The 19,344-nt window shown below is 37.9% G+C and carries 17 protein-coding genes; 6 read left to right on the top strand and 11 right to left on the bottom strand.

Annotation, left to right across the window (positions count from 1 at the left end; translation table 11 throughout):
* Window positions 1-102: 102 nt before the first annotated feature.
* From aroQ to acnA, 6 genes are all read right to left on the bottom strand, one after another.
* A complete protein-coding gene (gene aroQ / locus ACFIJ7_RS01075) occupies window positions 103-555 on the bottom strand; it encodes a type II 3-dehydroquinate dehydratase (protein WP_026500128.1) in 453 nt (150 codons plus the stop codon).
* 56 nt (window positions 556-611) lie between these two features.
* Entirely contained in the window at window positions 612-1,745 is a 1,134-nt protein-coding gene (gene recF / locus ACFIJ7_RS01070; RefSeq protein ID WP_375644395.1) for a DNA replication/repair protein RecF, read from the bottom strand.
* Between the two features lie 20 nt (window positions 1,746-1,765).
* Window positions 1,766-2,887 (bottom strand): DNA polymerase III subunit beta, encoded by a 1,122-nt coding sequence (gene dnaN / locus ACFIJ7_RS01065; protein ID WP_375635436.1) that lies wholly within the window; start codon window positions 2,885-2,887, stop codon window positions 1,766-1,768.
* Window positions 2,888-3,073: 186 nt separating this feature from the next.
* Entirely contained in the window at window positions 3,074-4,645 is a 1,572-nt protein-coding gene (dnaA, locus tag ACFIJ7_RS01060; RefSeq protein WP_375644394.1) for a chromosomal replication initiator protein DnaA, read from the bottom strand.
* Between the two features lie 700 nt (window positions 4,646-5,345).
* Window positions 5,346-5,612, bottom strand: a complete 267-nt coding sequence (gene rpsT, locus ACFIJ7_RS01055) for a 30S ribosomal protein S20 (protein ID WP_375644393.1) — start codon at window positions 5,610-5,612, stop codon at window positions 5,346-5,348.
* Between the two features lie 237 nt (window positions 5,613-5,849).
* Window positions 5,850-8,537 (bottom strand): aconitate hydratase AcnA, encoded by a 2,688-nt coding sequence (gene acnA, locus ACFIJ7_RS01050; RefSeq protein ID WP_375644392.1) that lies wholly within the window; start codon window positions 8,535-8,537, stop codon window positions 5,850-5,852.
* Between the two features lie 297 nt (window positions 8,538-8,834).
* Here acnA and ccmA point away from each other — a divergent pair, with 297 nt between their 5' ends.
* From ccmA to ACFIJ7_RS01025, 5 genes are read left to right on the top strand one after another with little or no spacing between them, the layout of a single operon-like run.
* Complete coding sequence (gene ccmA / locus ACFIJ7_RS01045) at window positions 8,835-9,446, top strand: heme ABC exporter ATP-binding protein CcmA (protein WP_375635432.1); 612 nt, start codon at window positions 8,835-8,837, stop codon at window positions 9,444-9,446.
* Window positions 9,447-9,457: 11 nt separating this feature from the next.
* Entirely contained in the window at window positions 9,458-10,123 is a 666-nt protein-coding gene (ccmB, locus tag ACFIJ7_RS01040; protein ID WP_012754534.1) for a heme exporter protein CcmB, read from the top strand.
* Between the two features lie 46 nt (window positions 10,124-10,169).
* On the top strand, window positions 10,170-10,949 hold the full coding sequence (locus ACFIJ7_RS01035) for a heme ABC transporter permease (protein WP_375644391.1): 780 nt from the start codon (window positions 10,170-10,172) through the stop codon (window positions 10,947-10,949).
* On the top strand, window positions 10,937-11,188 hold the full coding sequence (locus tag ACFIJ7_RS01030) for a hypothetical protein (protein ID WP_375644390.1): 252 nt from the start codon (window positions 10,937-10,939) through the stop codon (window positions 11,186-11,188). Before ACFIJ7_RS01035 ends, ACFIJ7_RS01030 begins: the two co-directional genes overlap by 13 nt.
* Window positions 11,163-11,756, top strand: coding sequence for a DsbE family thiol:disulfide interchange protein (locus tag ACFIJ7_RS01025; protein WP_375644389.1), 594 nt, complete (start codon window positions 11,163-11,165; stop codon window positions 11,754-11,756). The genes ACFIJ7_RS01030 and ACFIJ7_RS01025 overlap by 26 nt, the downstream gene beginning before the upstream one ends.
* 1,089 nt (window positions 11,757-12,845) lie before the next feature.
* Here the strand turns inward: ACFIJ7_RS01025 and ACFIJ7_RS01020 are convergent.
* The 3 genes from ACFIJ7_RS01020 to ACFIJ7_RS01010 are packed head-to-tail and all read right to left on the bottom strand — an operon-like array spanning window position 12,846 to window position 16,015.
* Window positions 12,846-13,832 (bottom strand): Hsp33 family molecular chaperone, encoded by a 987-nt coding sequence (locus ACFIJ7_RS01020; RefSeq protein ID WP_375635427.1) that lies wholly within the window; start codon window positions 13,830-13,832, stop codon window positions 12,846-12,848.
* 36 nt (window positions 13,833-13,868) lie between these two features.
* Window positions 13,869-14,804: an ornithine carbamoyltransferase gene (gene argF / locus ACFIJ7_RS01015; protein ID WP_375635426.1), complete on the bottom strand. Its 936-nt coding sequence runs from the start codon at window positions 14,802-14,804 to the stop codon at window positions 13,869-13,871.
* Window positions 14,801-16,015: an aspartate aminotransferase family protein gene (locus tag ACFIJ7_RS01010; RefSeq protein WP_012754528.1), complete on the bottom strand. Its 1,215-nt coding sequence runs from the start codon at window positions 16,013-16,015 to the stop codon at window positions 14,801-14,803. The genes argF and ACFIJ7_RS01010 overlap by 4 nt, the downstream gene beginning before the upstream one ends.
* Before the next feature lie 485 nt (window positions 16,016-16,500).
* Here ACFIJ7_RS01010 and ACFIJ7_RS01005 point away from each other — a divergent pair, with 485 nt between their 5' ends.
* Window positions 16,501-17,034 carry a GcrA family cell cycle regulator gene (locus ACFIJ7_RS01005; RefSeq protein WP_375644388.1) on the top strand — a complete coding sequence of 178 codons (534 nt, stop codon included), beginning with the start codon at window positions 16,501-16,503 and terminating at the stop codon, window positions 17,032-17,034.
* A 901-nt stretch (window positions 17,035-17,935) separates the two neighbouring features.
* Here ACFIJ7_RS01005 and ACFIJ7_RS01000 read toward each other — a convergent pair.
* Window positions 17,936-18,526, bottom strand: coding sequence for a Smr/MutS family protein (locus ACFIJ7_RS01000; RefSeq protein WP_012754526.1), 591 nt, complete (start codon window positions 18,524-18,526; stop codon window positions 17,936-17,938).
* Window positions 18,527-18,578: 52 nt separating this feature from the next.
* Entirely contained in the window at window positions 18,579-19,271 is a 693-nt protein-coding gene (locus ACFIJ7_RS00995; protein ID WP_012754525.1) for a Tim44/TimA family putative adaptor protein, read from the bottom strand.
* Between the last annotated feature and the right edge of the window lie 73 nt (window positions 19,272-19,344).

Below are 19,344 nucleotides of genomic sequence, written 5' to 3'. Positions count from 1 at the left end.
ATTGTCATAAATATATATACCTCATATTGTACAGATTTGAAAATAATTATCAAGTGAATTCAATGCCTATATTACTCTTATCAAACGCTTATTCTTTACCTATCACAATTTAATTGTTTTGCTTAATTGTTTTGCAATATATTCAAGTGCAAACCAATATCCATCACCTCCACACCCAGTTATGATAGCGTCTACACCTGCAGATGTATAAGAGTGGTGACGAAAAGCTTCACGCTGGTAAATATGAGATAAATGAACTTCTACTTTCGGCCCTGAAAACATTTTTAGGGCATCAAGAAGTGCAACAGATGTATGACTGTAAGCCGCTGGGTTAATGATCAATCCAGAACTTGCCTCTATTGCTTCTTGTATCCAAGCTACCAACTGCCCTTCACAGTTACTTTGATAAAAATTTATTATGATATCATTTTTTTTTGCCCATTCTCTGCATCTTTTTTCAATATCTTCCAGAGTCTCAGTTCCATAAATTTCTGGCTCACGTTGACCTAGAAAATTTAAATTAGGACCATTTAAAATCGTTATCATCTCAGACATAGCATGCCTTTTCTTTTAGACCTATCACTTATTAAAAAAAAATATTTAGCATGTTTTTACGACAATAAAGCCCCATCCTTAATCTCAAAGAATTCTGCGCGTCCTTTTAAGTCATCAAATAAAAGACGATCTGTTCCTGTCATAAATGTTTGTACAGCTAAATCATCAAGAATATCAAATAAAGCAGCACGTCGATGCGAATCAAGATGAGCAGCCATTTCATCAAGAAGAAGAATAGGAGCTTTTTCCGACATCATACCTGTTAGACGTGCATGACACAAAACTAAACCTGTCAGCAGCGCTTTTTGTTCACCTGTTGAACACGATGCGGCTACCATATTTTTATCAGCATAAAAAACCTGCAAATCTGCGCGATGTGGTCCTTCTAACGTCCGCCCAGCAGCACGGTCCATTGCGCGATTATGCCGCAATCGATCACAAAATTGCTCTTCAACTTCAATTGCTGATATTTCACTAAGAGCTGTTTCCAAAAAACCATCAATTTGCAAAAAAGCTCGTGGAAAAGGTATCTGTGATGGCATTTGTGTAAACATATCATTTAAAAGACGAATAACATCAACACGCGCCGCAGAAATAGCTGTCGCCAGTTCTGCCATCTGCTTTTCTAAAGCATCAAACCAAGCATAATCTTCATTTCCATCTAAAAACAAACGATTACGTGCGCGCATAGCTCTATCATAATCGGCTATACGGCGCCTATGCAAGGGATCAATCGCCAAAACCATACGATCCAAAAAACTACGGCGCTCAAGCGAAGGACCTGTAAAAAGACCATCCATGGATGGTGTTAGGACACTAATATGACAATAATCTGTTAGGCAATCACCCGACTCATTTACACCATTAATATGGACTTTTCGACTGTTATCGCTAACCTCCAAAGCTGTACCAATCTTTACTTCACCATAAAGAGCGCATTCAAGACGCGCAAATACAACAAATCCTCCACCGCCACCATCTACAAAGCTAACGTCAGAATAAGCAGCACGCCGCAAACCACGACCAGGAGAAAGAAAAGATAACGCCTCCAAAAGATTCGTCTTACCAGCACCGTTATGGCCGGTAAAAACCACATGCTGACCAGAAAAATGAATATTGAAAAAAGGATAATTGCGATAACGTAAAAGCTTCAGCTGCCTCACTGCCACTTTGTGCACATGACTGGCCATGCATTGCAAAACAATTGCCCCTAAACGCGAATAGGCATCAGTACATAGAGCACATCCACATCATCATTATCACGAATCAGAGCTGGTGCTCCAGCCTCAGCCAACATAAAAACCATCTCGTCACTTGAAAGCTGCCCAGCAATATCCAAAAGATAACGTGAATTAAATCCTATCTCAAGCGGTTCAGATGCATAAGTTACTGATAATTGATCTTCTGCACTGCCCGAATCTGGGCTATTAACAACAAGCCTTAACTGTCCGTGCTCAATCGTTAATTTAACTGCACGCCCCCGATCACTTGAAATCGTTGAAACACGATCAACTGCAGAAGAAAAGTCCTGCCTATTAACAATTAATTCTTTATCATTTCCAAGAGGGATAACACGTTGATAATCCGGAAATGTTCCATCAATTAATTTTGATGTAAAAATCACAGAACCTACAGAAAAACGAATCTTTGTCTCTGAAAGCTCTATACATACATCGCTATCATTTTCTTCTGAAAGAAGTTTTTGCAATTCTCCTACAGCTTTACGGGGGACAATAACACCGGGCATTCCCTCAACTCCTGAAGGAGCTTCCATCTCAACTTGTGCCAAACGATGACCATCAGTTGCAACCAAACGCAATTTCAAAACACCGTCATTAATAACATGTAAATAAATACCATTAAGATAATAACGGGTTTCTTCAGTAGAAATAGCAAACTGCGTACAATCAAGTAAATGTTTTAAGCTTGATGCCGATAGAGAAAAACGATAACCAAACTGCCCAGGAAGCGACTCTGGAAAATCTGCCTTCGGAAGACATTGAAGCTGAAAATGTGCACAACCCGAAACAACGGACATTGTAGCTGCCTGATTCTCATCGACGGATAATACAACTTCATTGCTATCAGGAAGTTTTCGAATGATATCATAGAGCAAATGTGCTGGAACAGTTGTTGCTCCAGCTTGTTTAACATTAACTGCAAAAGATTCCGTAACCTCTAAATCAAGGTCTGTTGCTTTTAACTGCACAGAACCATTTTCTGCATCAATCAGCACATTCGATAAAATAGGAACAGTATTACGGCGCTCTACCACACGGTGAACCCGACCAAGAGACTTGAGAAATTGACTGCGATCAACTGTAATACGCATAAAAGCCCCGTATGATTTACTAAAAACTATAAGAATTCCTTAGCATTAAAAATAGATCCTCTTCAAAGAATCGCCTGCTAGACTTTATTAAACCTCTCTTAAAATGGCAAGTCACTCCTGCACAAGAAAAAATAAATCTTTTCATTAAATTCTTTAAAGTTTCTCCAAAGAAAGAAACAATAAACACTATACAGCCTGTTCTCCAATCAACCGCTTAAGCAATTCAAGTTCCTTAGCCAAGGTCTGATCACCACAAACCAAATCTTCAATTTTACGCACAGCGTGTAAAACTGTTGTATGATCACGCCCACCAAAACGACGCCCAATTTCTGGCAACGAGCGAGGAGTTAATACTTTTGCTAAATACATTGCAACTTGCCGTGGCTTCACAACCGTACGTGTTCGACGATTAGATAACAAGTCCTGTTTAGAAACATTATAATGACGTGCTACCGTACGCTGAATTTCTTCAATCCGAATGCGCTTAGGTTCACCAGGACGTGTCAAGTGACCTAATAACTCATCAATCCGCTCTAAAGATAAATCAGACTCAAAAGATTGACGAAACAAGAGCTGATTAAATGCACCTTCAATATCACGCCCCGACCCTAAAACCGTTTTCGCAATATATTCCAAGATATCATCAGAAATTGATACCATGCCATCATCTTGTTGTGCCACCTTCAACCGCTGGCGCAACATTTGCAAACGCATTTCATAATCTGGTGCTTCAATTTCAAGAGCTACCCCTCCCTGAAGACGAGAACGAACGCGAAGATCAAGCGATTCTAATTCTGCTGGCGGACGATCTGCAGCGACAACAACTTGTTTTGCACTATCAAGCAACATATTAAGCAAATGGCAAAACTCATGTTGTATCGACTTACCCTGCAAAAACTGCATATCATCAATAATCAAAAGGTCGATATCACGAAGCTGTTCTTTAAAAGAAAGAGCATCATTATCACGAATAGCTGTTGCAAAACGCCACATAAAATATTCAGCAGTTAAATAAATAACGCGCGCAGACGTTAAACGCTTCAATGCAGAAGCAGCAATCGCCTGAAGCAAATGTGTTTTTCCTAAACCAACAGATGCGTGAATAAAAAGAGGATTAAAACGCAAAGCACTTTTATGCCCCTCCGCAATTGAACGCGCAGCTGCTAAAGCAACACGATTAGAAGCCCCCTCAACAAAACTTTCAAAAGTATAGCGCGAATCAAGCGGAGATCCAAAAACTCCCGTTTGAGAACTCTTAACTGAATGCTCTGCACAACTTTCAACAAAAGATGAAGTCGCCTGCTCCTCTAGCACAACAGAAGGAACACTTCTTTTACAAACGACGTCTCTTGAAACGCGTTCCATACCACGAACAATAACTTCAACACGAAGAATTGCTGAATTCTCTTGTTTCCATAAATGAGTCAAAAGAGAACCATAGTGATTATTAATCCATGAACGTAAAAAAGCAGTAGGAACAGAAAGCTTTACAAGAGTATGGCTATATTCAGCAAGCTTCACACGTCCAAACCAACTGGTATAAGCCTCAACACCAACCTGCACCTTTAATTGCGCCATAACACGTATAAAAGCCGCCGCACTTTCCTCCTCTGAAACAATAGAATGCCCTATAGAAGCATTTCTACGAACATCCTCATCACTCTCCGTCATCCTATTCTTTATTATGTTCTCTGCTGACAGGATATTCACCGAAACCCCTTTAAAGGAACTAGCTTTAGAGTTCAATTTATCCACCATCTTCCATCCTGATAAAAATAAAATTTTGTCCTGCCAAACAGCTAAAATAAATCTAGCGAAGGCAAAACGCCCTACCCCAAATAAGATTACTCACCCTCCCCTAGGATAGCCTCATCACAACCCCACTAACAAAGATGACCAATAAGATTTACTTGCACTCATGATATGACCCACCCTTCTAAAATGGTAAACATATCTATTCAGAAAACTAAAAAATCGTCAGAAAACCTTTCCAGTACAAAAGCTTCGAAAAGCCTAAGTCAAAACATCTTGTACTCAACAAAATATAGAACAATGTGCTGGTGTGACCCCTTCATGCTTTTTAGTCTTCATAAGAACCATACAAAACAGCAGAGGTAAAATGCAAGAGGTCAAAATAAAATCAAAAAACCCGAAAAAAATGCTTGTATCAATGAGGAATGAAAAAAATATTGATTCAATTCATTTTTTTTCTCTAAATTTACCAATAATTAAAGAATCTCCTCAGATTTAAAAAAAAAAATAAAATGCTTGACAAAAAAGACTCTGTAAAAATCCACAAAGCTTGTGGATAACCATACTCCCCCTATAAACTTTCTCTCCTTTTTCAAGAGGAGAATCATTATCGATTCTTATTTTCAATAGAAACTTTTTGAAATAATAAACAAAAAGCCAGCATCCTCATGGATACTGGCTTGATTCTCAATAAAGGAGAAAAAGCTTAAACGCTGAGAGCCTTCAAACGTTTAGCTAAACGCGATACCTTCCTCGCAGCAGCATTTTTATGAAAAACCCCTTTAGAAACCGCACGCATAATTTCAGGCTCAAAATTCTTAAATGCAATCTCTGCAGATGCCTTATCGCCACCCGCTAAAGCATCATCAAACTTACGTATAAAGGTACGAACGCGCGAACGGCGGGCCTTATTAACCTGTGTGCGCGTTGCAACCTTGCGCACCGCTTTTCGAGCAGAAGGTGTATTCGCCATAAATATAATCTCTCTTTCAACACCTTGGTAAAATGAGTCTAAATGACAACTCTACCAATATAAATAAATTCAACCCAAGCAAAACTATAAAGCTGCCTATAACTGTGTGGCTTATAGCGCAATCCCAAAGCTAACGTCAATTAGATTTTCAAAGATAGTCATAAAAAAACGAAGCCAAACTCTTTGATCCGCAACTTTATAGCTTAATAATAGATATTCCTTAACAAACAAAAGAATTTAAACAGCTAACTTACGCAAGACATATTGCAAAATTCCCCCATGATGCAAATAATCTAGCTCATCTTCAGTATCGATACGGCATAATAACGGAGCGGTTTTTATCGTACCATCAGAAAAAGTAATTTTCGCTACTGTCTTTTGACGAGGTTTCAAGTTATGAATTCCTTCAATTGTCACCTTTTCATCTCCCTTTAAGCCTAAAGATTTCCAACTTACACCCTCCTCAAAGACAAAGGGAACAATGCCCATACCAACAAGATTAGAGCGATGAATCCTTTCAAAAGACTGTACAATCACTGCTTTTATACCAAGAAGATTGGTACCTTTGGCTGCCCAATCGCGCGATGATCCATTGCCATATTCAATACCAGCAAAAACAACAAGTGGAGTACCTTCTTGTTTATACGCCATTGCTGCATCGTAAATGGCCTGTTCTACCGCTGACGGATAATGAACCGTATAACCTCCTTCCCGACCATTTTCCCCCAACATGAAATTACGAATGCGAATATTGGCAAAGGTCCCACGCACCATAACTTCATGATTCCCACGACGCGTTCCATACTGATTAAAATCAGCCACTTTAACACCATGATCCATTAAATATTTTCCGGCAGGAGAAGCTGCTTTAATAGAACCAGCAGGAGAAATATGATCCGTCGTGATTTTATCACCAAATAAACCCAAAATCCGTGCATCTTTAATATCTGGTAAGATATCAGGTGTTTTCTGCATATCATCGAAATAAGGTGGATTGCGTACATAAGTGGATTGCTCATCCCAAGAATAGGTAGAACCCGTAGGAATCTGAACTTTTTGCCAATTTTCATCTCCCTTAAAAACATCTGCATACTTTTCAGCAAAAACCTTACGCGTGACATTTTTTTCGATGAATTCCTGTATTTCTTGAGAGGTTGGCCAAATATCTCTCAAATAAATGGGTTGGCCATTTGAATCTTCACCAAGAGGTTCCTTGGTTAAATCTTTACACACCGTCCCGATGAGCGCATGTGCAACAACTAACGGTGGTGAAGCTAAATAATTCGCTTGCACATCAGGGGAAACACGCCCTTCAAAATTACGATTTCCCGAAAGAACTGCAGATGCAATTATACCATTGTCATTAATCGTTTTGGAAATAGCTGGATGCAAAGGACCAGAATTTCCAATACATGTTGTGCACCCAAATCCTACTAAGTTAAATCCTAATGCATCTAAATCTTTTTGCAGACCCGAATTTTGAAGGTAAGCTTCAACGACTTGTGAACCTGGTGCAAGAGAAGTTTTTACCCATGGTTTGCTCTTGAGACCTTTTGCCACTGCATTTCTTGCCAAAAGACCCGCTGCAATAAGAACACTTGGATTCGATGTATTCGTACACGACGTAATCGCAGCGATCACCACATCACCGTGACCAAGCGTATATTCTTCACCCTCGACCTGATAACGCTTATTTTGTTCAGAAGTCTTCTTATAGTCTTCGACCAATGCCTTCTCAAAACCCTGCCCAACGTTTTCCAATGCAATACGTCCTTCAGGACGTTTAGGACCAGCCATAGAAGGAACAACAGTTCCCATATCCAATTCAATTGTATCACTAAAAATGGGATGAGCCACCATTTCGTCATGCCACATCCCTTGTGCTTTGGTGTAAGCTTCTACTAAGGCAATCCGATTTTCATCACGCCCTGTCATATTGAGATAACGCACTGTCTCCTTATCAATTGGGAAAAAACCACACGTTGCTCCATATTCAGGTGCCATATTTCCAATCGTTGCCCGATCAGCAAGCGTCATCTGCTCCAAACCAGGACCAAAAAACTCAACAAATTTACCGACAACACCCTTCCGGCGTAGCATTTGAGTCACCGTCAATACGAGATCGGTGGCTGTTACACCTTCTTTAAGTTTACCTGTTAGACGAAAACCAATCACTTCAGGTAACAACATAGAAACAGGTTGGCCTAACATTGCTGCTTCTGCTTCAATACCACCAACACCCCAACCTAAAACCCCTAAACCATTAACCATAGTCGTATGCGAATCAGTTCCCACACAGGTGTCAGGATAAATCGTCTCACACCCCTCTTCATTCTTCATCCATACACATTGTGCTAAATATTCTAGGTTAACCTGATGACAAATCCCTGTTCCTGGAGGAACAACGCGAAAATTTTGAAAGGCTTGCTGCCCCCATTTAAGGAAACGATAGCGTTCACCATTGCGTTCATATTCATGCTCAACGTTTTCCTTAAAAGCCATGGAATTGCCAAAAGCATCAACAATAACTGAGTGATCAATGATGAGATCAACGGGAATGAGAGGATTGATTTTTTCAGCGTTACCGCCAAGTTTAACCATAGCATCACGCATTGCAGAAAGATCAACAACTGCTGGAACACCTGTAAAATCCTGCATAAGAACACGTGCAGGACGGTAAGCAATTTCTGCCCCAGCGCTCCCTTTGTCGTTTAACCACTTAGCAACATTGAGGATATCCTCTTTTTTAACTGTGCGACCATCTTCAAATCGCAATAAATTTTCGAGAATAACTTTCATCGAAAACGGTAAACGAGAAACACCTTCAAGACCATTCTTCTCCGCTTCGATCAAGCTATAATAAGTATATTCTTTGCCACCAACATTTAATACTTTGCGACAATTAAAGCTATCAATTTGAGTCATGACTGTCCACCCTCATACTATAACCACCCAATTTCCAGGAATGAACAACACAAACTACGAGTCAAGGTCGCAGCTTGAGCGCAGACGCAATCACCTCCGCCATCCATTTCCCCCTCCACCCTCTCGTAGGCAAATGCGGAAATCAGCGCCAGAAACCATTTTACACCAGATATTGATGTAAGGTATCTCTTATAGAACTATTTCTAGAACTATTCTAGGTACAATTGCACAAAAAATGTGTTTTTTATTCTATAATGCAATAAAGAATATGAAAATAAAAACAAAATAGGCAATCACATGGTGTTATCAGGCAAAGATTTAGCCGCTTACAGAAACGAGGAAATTCTGTTTAAAGGTCTTTCTTTTTGTTTATTTTCACAGCAACTGATGACAATCACCGGTCCTAATGGTATCGGAAAATCTACATTACTCCGAATCATTGTCGGTCTTCTTGAAGCTGCTGAAGGTCATATAATACTTAAAGACCATAATCAAATATACCCTGTTGCAACTGCGTGTCATTATCTTGGTCCTCAAAATGCTATGAAACCTCTCTTATCTGTCATTGACAATTTGCAATTTTGGGCAGATTTTTACGGTCAACATTTACGCTTTGTGCATGAGGTTCTTGCCGATATTGGTCTTTCTAACCTTGAACATTTACCCTTTAAAGCTCTGTCAACTGGACAACAAAGGCGCGTAGCTATTGCTCGCCTTTTGCTCTCCTATCGTCCTCTTTGGATTTTAGATGAACCAATATCTGGACTTGATAACCATGCTCAAAAACTCCTTGCTCGTATTTTCCAGCGTCATCTCAATCAAGGTGGTATGATTATCGCTGCAACTCATAATTCCCTAGGTATTCCAGAAAACCATAAAATCGCTCTGGAAAAATTTTTACCTCTCTAGGAGAGAATAAAATGAAAGCACTGTTCTGGCGTGACCTTAAACTATTATTAGCGCCACAAGCCTCTTCACTAACAGGACTATTGTTTTTTATCGCTGTTGTTGTCATAACCCCCTTTGCCATTGGACCAAATCCCAAAATTCTTGCACAAATAGGGCCTGGTATATTGTGGTTTGGAGCCCTTCTTGCAGGACTCCTCAATCTGAACAAACTTTTCCAAATCGATCGCGATGATGGTAATCTCGACCAATTTATCCTTTCAGGAAAAAGACAAAGTTTTACACTAATTGTTTTTACCAAATGTCTTGCCCATTGGGTAGGAACAATGCTTCCTCTTATTTTTGCTACACCTATTTTAGCCCTCATGCTCCATTTAGATGCAACAATAACTTTTACAACAATACTTACCCTTTTATGCGGAACACCAGCCATTATTTTTATTGGCGCCATAGGCGCTGCACTCGCAACCTCATTGTTGCACAGTACTCTGCTTATTTTTATCATTATCTTGCCGTGGATCATTCCAATTATGATTTTTGGTGTTTCGGCTGCTACAGCCCCAATAAATCCAAATATTTCTTTTCTCACGTCCTTAGCTCTTCTCAGCGCTTTTTCACTTATTTTGAGTCTCTTTGGCTCTTTTGTTGCTGCAATAACGCTTAAACTTTTATCAGAATAATAAAAGATGATTGCCGCATAGAAAAACTCTGCCTATTATGAATTTCATGAATGAACTATCTCGTCCATATAAAATCAGGTCACTCCCTGCAAGTTTCACCCTTTTCATGAAAATAAGCAGTATCGTCTTACCTTGGTTGGCCGGCATAACATTGTGTTTCCTTATTTTAGGACTTATTCTGGTGATGTATTCCCCTGATGACTATCAACAAGGCATTACTGTTAAGATTATGTACCTTCATGTACCCTTTGCGTGGTTGTCTACATTCTGTTATGTAACGATGAGTGCAGCAGCATTAGGAAATCTGATTTGGAAATATCATCTTGCTGATGTGGCACTTAAATGTGGAGCGCCTATTGGAGCGATTTTTACCGCATTGGCTCTCATGACAGGAGCACTTTGGGGGCGACCTACATGGGGAACATGGTGGGTCTGGGATGCACGGTTAACATCAGTTTTAATTCTGCTTTTTATCTATCTTTCCATTATCCTGCTTGGACGTGCTTTTGACAACCAAGTAAAAGCCGCTCGCGCTACTGCAATTCTTACACTTGTTGGATTTGTTAATATTCCTGTTATTAAATTTTCCGTTAATTGGTGGAATACATTGCATCAACCAGCATCATTGTTACGTGCTGGAGGATCAACAATCGACAATGCTATGTTATGGCCCCTTATAACAATGCTATTTTGTTTTATCTTTATGTTTATTGCACTCTATTTGATGGCTATGCGAAATGAAATCAATAATCATTATATTCGAATACTTCAGATTAAAAAATCCCGTCGTGCACAACAACAGGACTCTTCATCATGCTCGACCTAAACGGCACCCAGGGCGGACTTTTAGGAAATCTATCTCAGAAAATTGATTTTTTCCTTAGCACCCTTAAACACGAGCAAATTGTTATTTTAAGCTATGTGCTTTCTGCAATATCCCTCTTATGTCTTATTGGATATATTCTTTGCAAAGCGCTATACCAAAAAAAAATTCTCCAACAGCTAAACAAAAAAGAGTTGTCACAAAAAGAAAAGTATAATGAAAAACATCCCTCCAAAACTTAGAAAAAATATATCTTTGCCTGTTCTGCTTGTTTTTTTGGGACCATTTGTGCTTTTTCTTCTTCTCGTGGTGCTTTTTTTCAACTTTATGGATAAAAAAAACCTTCAAGATTCTTCTCTTCTCCCAAACGCATTAGCTGAAAAACCTGCTCCCAATATTCATCTTCCTCTTCTTGATAAAGAAAGTTATCTCAATTCAAAACAGTTTAAGGGACGTGTCACGTTGGTCAATTTTTGGGGCTCTTGGTGTTTGCCCTGTCGCGAAGAGCATCCTATTCTTATGAAAATTGCACAAGATAGACGTTTTGATCTGATTGGTATTAATTATAAAGATAACAAAACAAACGCCCTGCGCTTTTTAAACAGTTTTGGTAATCCTTTTAAATTTATTGGCTTTGATGTTTCAGGATATACAGCTATTGATTGGGGAATATATGGACCCCCAGAAACCTTTCTCTTGAATAAAGAGAGCATCATCATTGCCAAACATGTTGGTCCCTTAACATGGCAAATTTATCAAAAAAAAATTCTACCAAAAATTAAACAAGCGATCATGACAGAAGAAAAATAAAATATCAAAATATTGATTTATAAATAGTAATTTACCATTTCTATCTATTAACTGAAAATACCGTATACTATGAGTGTTTTTTAAAATTTCTATATGTTGAATCAAAAAAACATTTAAGATAAAGACTAAAAATACCCCTTATGAATTGTCTAAACGTGAAAATAATTGGCAATATTTTAAGTTGAAAAATACAATAATGCAGGTTTGTAAAAACATAACGTTTTATCATGCTATGTATGCTACTTTATTTATACGGATCCTCATTCTTCTTAGGAAAATTTGACAAGAGCATTACCATTGTTGATTCAAAAACATGTGCAAAGAAATATCTGTAGAGCAAACCTCCCAAATATAACAAAAATTTAAGTAGTTTTCATTTTTTTAGCGATTAACTATCTGTTTTGGAACTTTATTTTTGATTATTTGGACAAAACAATATTGCTATAGAAACATCGTTAGATTAGTGAAAGCAACCAACTATTATTTTCAAAATCATATAGTATTCTGTCTCCGCTTTTTTATCTGAAATGCACATTGTTATGAGGGGACTTCACCACTATTTTCATCTTTATAAAATAACAAATCCATTCCTTCGCAGCGTTATTGGTATATTTATTCCCATTACACTATCTGTTCGTAATAGACTCCATAAAGCCCATATTGAGTCTATACATTCTTATTCTTTCGATAATTTATCTTATGATTACAACTAATAAGCTTTTTTGACTTTTAATAAGATAAATTCGAGTAAGAAAATATGACTACAATCAAAAAATCTCATTTAACAGAGAAGATAAGTTATAAGTACATGATCAATCTATCAATGAATATTATAAAAGAATTCATTGTAAGAAATAAGCTTTTTCGAGAGGAGAAAATATATTTTACACAGAACTCTTTTTTAAGCACTCGGTGACGTGATTACTGATTTCAACAGAAAGATCACTCGTATACATTAAAAAACTCTAAGACAAGAAATATTCTAGAAGTTCATATGAGCTTATAGGTAAACTTTTATGACGCAAATAAAATAGGCTTTTGTTGCAATCATCATTTTTTTATGAAAAATATTTGATTATGTTTTTTCTTCTAAAATTCTTGTGGTGTAAAACAATACGTTTTTGAGCAAAATTCACATGTGACTGAAATATATTTATTTTTAACCATTTTATTGCGTTCATCAATCGAAAATCCTTCTAGGATTCCTTTAATTTTTTCGTGTGAACAAGAACATTGATCGACAAGAGAAAAAGGATTAAAAACTCTAACACCTTGTTCATGAAAAAGACGGAACAAGAGCTGTTTACTACCAACTTGGGGATCTGTTAATTCTGAACTTTCAATCGTTGCCATGAGTATTTTAGCTTCCTGCCATTGGTTATCCAATTGGCTATGGGTTTTCGTTTTTTCTCGCGTTTGATGAGGGGTATCTATTTTATGATGAGACAATTCTTGGGGTAAAAGTTGGATCAAAATACCTCCAGCTCGCCAGCTTTTCTGCGTTTTTCCTTGTTGGTCACGATTAATTAATATAGCAACAGCCAAACGGATATCGGTAGGAATTTGTTCTGATTGATCAAAATAAATACGAGAAGTTTCTTGTAAATTTGATCCATCTAATGCAACTATCCCTTGATAGGGCTGCATATGGGGACCTTGATCAATTGTGAAGGCTAAAGTGCCTTTCCCTAAAAGGGTTTCTGAAGAGATTTGATTATTGTCCATGGCTTGTTTAAGCTGTTCTTTATCAAAACGAGCATATCCACGTAAACTGGAAGGAGGCGAAAAATCGCATACCAACATATTAACCGGTCCATCTGAATGAGTTTGTAAAATAAATTTTCCCGTAAGCTTTAGAGAAGTTCCAAGCAAAACAGTTAAAAGTAAAGCTTCTGCTAGAAGATAGGAAACCGGTTCAGGGTATTGATGTCTGTTAAGAATAGAATTTAAAGTTTCTCCAAGTTGTACGGCACGTCCACGAATATCAAGTTCTTCGACTTGAAAGGGAACAACAGTATCATCTTCATGCAAGAAGTTGTTATTGAGAGAGGCTTCATCTTTAGCTTGTTTACTCATAGCTTTGCCTTTTTTATATAATTTGTTGTAGAGGAGCTATTGTGGAGAGAAAAACGCATCTTGTAAACACCAAGAAAGAATTGCCTTTTGAGCATGAAGACGATTTTCAGCCTCATCGAAAACAACGGAGTGCGGTCCATCAATAATAGAATCAACCACTTCTTCACCACGATGAGCAGGAAGACAATGCATAAAAAGAGCATCAGATTTTGCTAATTTCATGAGAGCTTCATTGACTTGATAAGGCTGAAAAATAGAATGACTGCGAGCACGAAACTCTTGTCCCATGGAGACCCATGTATCGGTCATAATACAATCAGCATCTTGAGCTGCTTTTTGGGGACTATGAGTTAGTGTAAGGTGCGCTCCTCGTTCACGTGCCCAATGTATAAATTTTTCTTGTGGTTCACTGCCCTTTGGAGTAGCAATACGCAAATGAAAATCAAAAAGAGCTGCGGCCTCAATTAAGGAATGGAGCACATTATTACCATCCCCCATCCACGCGAATATTTTTCCAGCAATTGGCCCCCGATGCTCTTCATAGGTTAATATATCTGCTAAAATTTGGCAAGGATGTGTATCATCTGTAAGGGCATTAATGACAGGAATTTGTGCATATTGTGCCAATTCGAGCATACGTTGATGTTTTGTTGTTCGTAATATCACGATATCCACAAAACGGGATAAAACACGAGCCGTGTCAGCTATAGTTTCACTATGACCAAGCTGCATCTCTGACCCCGTGAGCATGATTGTATCTCCCCCAAGCTGGCGCATACTGATATCGAATGAAATACGGGTTCGTGTGGATGGTTTTTCAAAAATCATCGCAAGTGTTTTACCTATAAAAGGTTTTGAACCTTTCCCTGCTTTAAAAGATGCTTTAAGGATTTTTGCATAATCGATCAGTGCGCGTGCTATTGCTGGCGTTAAAATGGATAAGTCCGTGAAATGACGAAGAGCATTTGTCATGTGTGTAATATTTGTCTTTCTTTGTTTACTTGCGAAAGATACGCTATTGCTTTTTCAATACGATGCAAACTTTCATCTATTTCTTCTTCCCTAATGATAAGAGGAGGCAATAAGCGCACAACATTGTTGTTGGCAGCAACACTTAAGAGATATTCATTTTCTAAAGCATTAACGACAAGATTAGAAGACACAACACACTGAATACCCACCATTAGGCCCATCCCCTGAACTGCGCAGATAATATCAGGATAGATATTGAGAATGTGCAAAAGTCCACTTCTTAGTTTATTTCCCATACGCTGAACGTGGTTGAGAAAATTTGGCTCTAACAAAATATCAAGAACACTATTTCCTACAGCCATTCCAAGAAGATTTCCTCCAAAGGTTGAACCATGGGTCCCAAGTGTCATGCTTTTTGCAACTTTATCCGTTGCAAGGCAAGCACCTAATGGAAATCCTCCTCCTAATCCTTTTGCGAGGGTAAGAATATCAGGTGAGACATCACTCCATTCATAAGCAAAAAGCTTCCCTGTTCGTCCTATACCCGTTTGGACTTCATCCAAAATCAATAACAGACCATTATCATCGCATATTTTGCGCAAAAATCTTAAATATTCATGAGAAACCGTTCGTATTCCTCCTTCTCCTTGAATAGGTTCAATAAGAATAGCGGCGGTATTTTTATTAATAGCGTTACGCAAAGCGATTTCATCACAAAAAGGTACTTGAATAAATCCACCAGCTTTAGGTCCAAAGCCTTCAAGATATTTTTCATGCCCAGTCGCAGCAAGTGCTGCAAGTGTACGTCCATGAAATGCCCCTTCAAAAGTAATTATTTCAATGCGTTCTGAATGACCAGCAGCATAGTAATAATGACGTGCCGTTTTGAATGCGCACTCCAATGCTTCAGTGCCTGAATTGCAGAAAAAAACCTTATCCGCAAAACTATTTGCACAAAGCCGCGTGGCAAGAGCTGCTTGTTCAGGGGATTGAAAAATATTAGAAACATGCCAAAGTTTTTCAGCTTGCATTTTAAGCGTATCAACCAATTTTGGATGTGAATACCCTAATGCATTAACAGCAATGCCAGATGTGAAATCAAGATAATGTTCTCCCTTATCGGAAATAAGCCATACACCATGCCCCTGTTCAAAATGCAAATCTCGTCGTGCGAAGCATTCATAAAGTGGTTGTATAGAGACGGCATCCATCATAATTTCCTTTATATTTTAACCTTTTCAATATATATACAAAGCAACACTACAAATAAAACAACATGGTACATTTTGTTACGGTGCTTTCAACATTTCATTACGATTAATGATTACACCTATGGAATAGATCATTACACCAATTGAAAAAAAGTCAATGAAGGTTCTATAAATAAGCATTTTGGGAAAAAGCCTTAAACAAAAGTGAAAGTTTAACCTATGATTGATTTGCAAGTTGGGGAAAACATTCTAAATAAACTCTTCAAGAGGTAAAGACTCTTGTCATAGAGTGAGTGCATATTGTAATTTATAATATAATAAGCAAGATGATGTGTTTTAGTTTGTAAGTCCACAGGTTGGATGATTTTCTTATGCTCGCTTAGAGTGTAAAATTCTTTCATTCAGCGTAGTGAAAATATTATTAAAACATTTGAAGATGCAAAGGGGAGAGCATCTTAGTGACGTAATCGGAATGGAGTGCTGGTATGGGTTGGACATGTGAACGCGTTGAGCTTCTTAAAAAGCTTTGGAGTGAAGGGTTAAGTGCAAGTCAAATTGCTGCTCAATTAGGTGGGGTCAGCAGAAACGCAGTCATCGGCAAGGTACACCGATTAAAGTTACCAGGACGCGGTAAGACAGCACAAGGAAGCGCGCGTACGCAAAAATCCCCCGTGGGAAGCAGCCCATCATCTCCACGTGTGCGTCGCAACACATCCACGGTATCGCCAATGAACACATCATCTGTAAGTATTGAAGAAACAGCTTTAAAGACAGAATTTGTAGCGGAAGATGTAAAAGAAGTTGATATGTCCACAAAATCCAATGTAGTTGTGCCTATATCACGTCAACTTAATCTTTTACAATTGAGTGAAAATACATGTAGATGGCCGGTTGGCGATCCATTATCAGCAGATTTTCATTTTTGTGGTGCAGATTCTGATGAAAATAGCCCCTATTGTGCCTTTCATGCTAAGTTAGCATTTCAACCAATATCTGAAAGACGTCGGATAAGAGTGTAATATCCTCGATTGAATCTCATATTCTACACCTTCTGCGCTTCGTTATGAAATTTTAATTATCGAATTATTATGAGAAAGAAATTTAATAGAGCTTTTAATGAGTGAAAAAATTTCTTCATGAAACTATTCAACGAAATTGTATCTTTTGTGCTATTGCACAATTATGTGTTGTAAAGTTATATTCCTGTTTATTTCCAAGATCCTCTTTAATTTAGTTGTACTACTTTTAACACTATCCATAGCAATATCTTTTGAATAAGACAATTTCTCATGTTTTTATTCTTCGTGTATTTAATAGAGTAATGCTGTGGTTTATAAAAACAATTTATCGCGTTGCAACCTAAATGAGATCCATCAATATCTCTTTCATTTCAAGCCCTCTTATATTGAATCAATCAAAATCTTTCGTTTGGGCGTCACGAATGAGATGAGAACTGGGGAGAGTAAAAACACTTAAAGAAAAGCATGCCTTCTACAAATGCTTTCAAGTGCCAAAGGCTTCAAGAGTTGTTGCAACATTGGGAGCTAGCAAAGTGTGTGATGATGCCAGCTTGCTCTTTTATTAAGCATAAAGATAAGAGTCTTAATGGATTTATCGTTATACCCTTCACGGATGCCGTCGCAAAATAGGCTTGGATGCGTTGAGAAATGTTTCTTTAAAACAAGACTGTGCATATATGCAATCCAATGTCATTCTGTTTTGCGTGAGGGATGTGCCCCATCAAAGAATGCGATAAATAAAAGCGTGAAGCAATACGTAGAATGTAAAATGATATATTTATAATTTTTTATAAAAAATTATAAATAAGGGGATATTGTATTCAAGGCTCTTACGAAATATACGAAAACTATAAATTATTACGTATAAATAAATATTAAACCTAGAACGACCACAATAACATCACTTTCCTTTTCCCGACACGAAACGGCGCAACCAAACATAAAGTGCACCTTCTCCGCCGTGCTGACGCGCTGCTTGCTCAAACGCATGGACATAATATCGAAAAGCTGGTGTTGATAACCAATACGGAACAAATCTATACAAAGCTCCATCGCTCCCAACAGATCGTCCTTTTCCTGTAATCACAAGGACATAACGCAATCCTCTCTGCTGAGAGGATTGTAGAAAATTTTTTAAGAAAAAATAAGCTTCTTCCTGCATATAACCGTGGAGATCAAGGCGCGCCTCAAGAGGATAACGACCTTGGGAAATTTTACGATGTGCAACATGATCAAAGAAATGAATCTTTTGTACTTGTGTAACTGCCCTCTTTTCTTTTTTAATAAATGTCGAGGATTGTTGATTTTCCTGAGACAATGAGGAGATTTGAGTTACAGGCTGTTTTTTATCATTAATATTTGCAATAGTTTCTGAAGCAGAAGAGAGCATCTTACCGTGAAGCGGTGTTATCGTACGACAAACCATCTCCCATAAAAGGCGATCCTGTGAAGCCAATAAATCTCTTTTTTGTCTCCATTTACTTGAGGACATTTTAATTTCTCATAAATCATTGAATACTTATGGAAGAAAAACAAAAAGTATTTTAATTTTCATTTTCTGTAGCAAAAAGCTTCCAGTTTGGATCTGACGATAAACTATTGCGAACGAAAGTCCAAATATCCCTGATTTCTACAATAGCATCAGGATCACCGTCTATACGCTCACCCTGTTCATTATAAGTAACAGAAATCATCTCACTGACAATACGTATCGTTAAAAGTTCATCCTTTTCTTGTATTGCCGCCGCAACAAATTCGATCTTATTAATTCCAACAAAAGTGAACTCTATTCTCTCTTTATTTTTTTCTCGTTGCTCAATAGCCGTACAAAAGCTCTCAAAAACATCCTGACAAAGCAAGCTTTTAAGTTGATTGCGATCACCTTTGGCAAAAGCTGTTACAATCATTTCATAAGCAATTTGTGCACCTTTTATAAAAAATTGAGGAGAAAATTGAGGATCAATTTTATGCAATTCCCGCAAATTTTTATTCAAAATACTCCCCTCCGGTGAAATTTTATCAATTTCACTAAAGTCGTCTTTTTGTGAATTTTTCTGATGAGGGAACGAAACAATATTATCAGCCGTTTCTGCTTCAACCTGTTTTTTAGAACGACGCGAATAAGGATCAAAGGGGGGCTTTTCAAACCCAATTCGTTTCCCTAATACATTACGGAGTTGCACAAAAATAACAACCATAACAACAAGAGCTATGACAAGTATAACGTCAAATTCCATGGGCGCTGTCAATCTCCAAAGCTTAAATCTCTAATAAACATTGCAGTCAATACCATTTATCAATAAATATGTA

The organism is Bartonella sp. MR100HLJHH, assembly GCF_042194215.1.
GTDB classification, from domain to species: domain Bacteria; phylum Pseudomonadota; class Alphaproteobacteria; order Rhizobiales; family Rhizobiaceae; genus Bartonella; species Bartonella grahamii.
The sequence above is the reverse complement of the archived record's forward strand: the minus strand, read 5'-3'. Positions and strand labels throughout refer to the sequence as shown.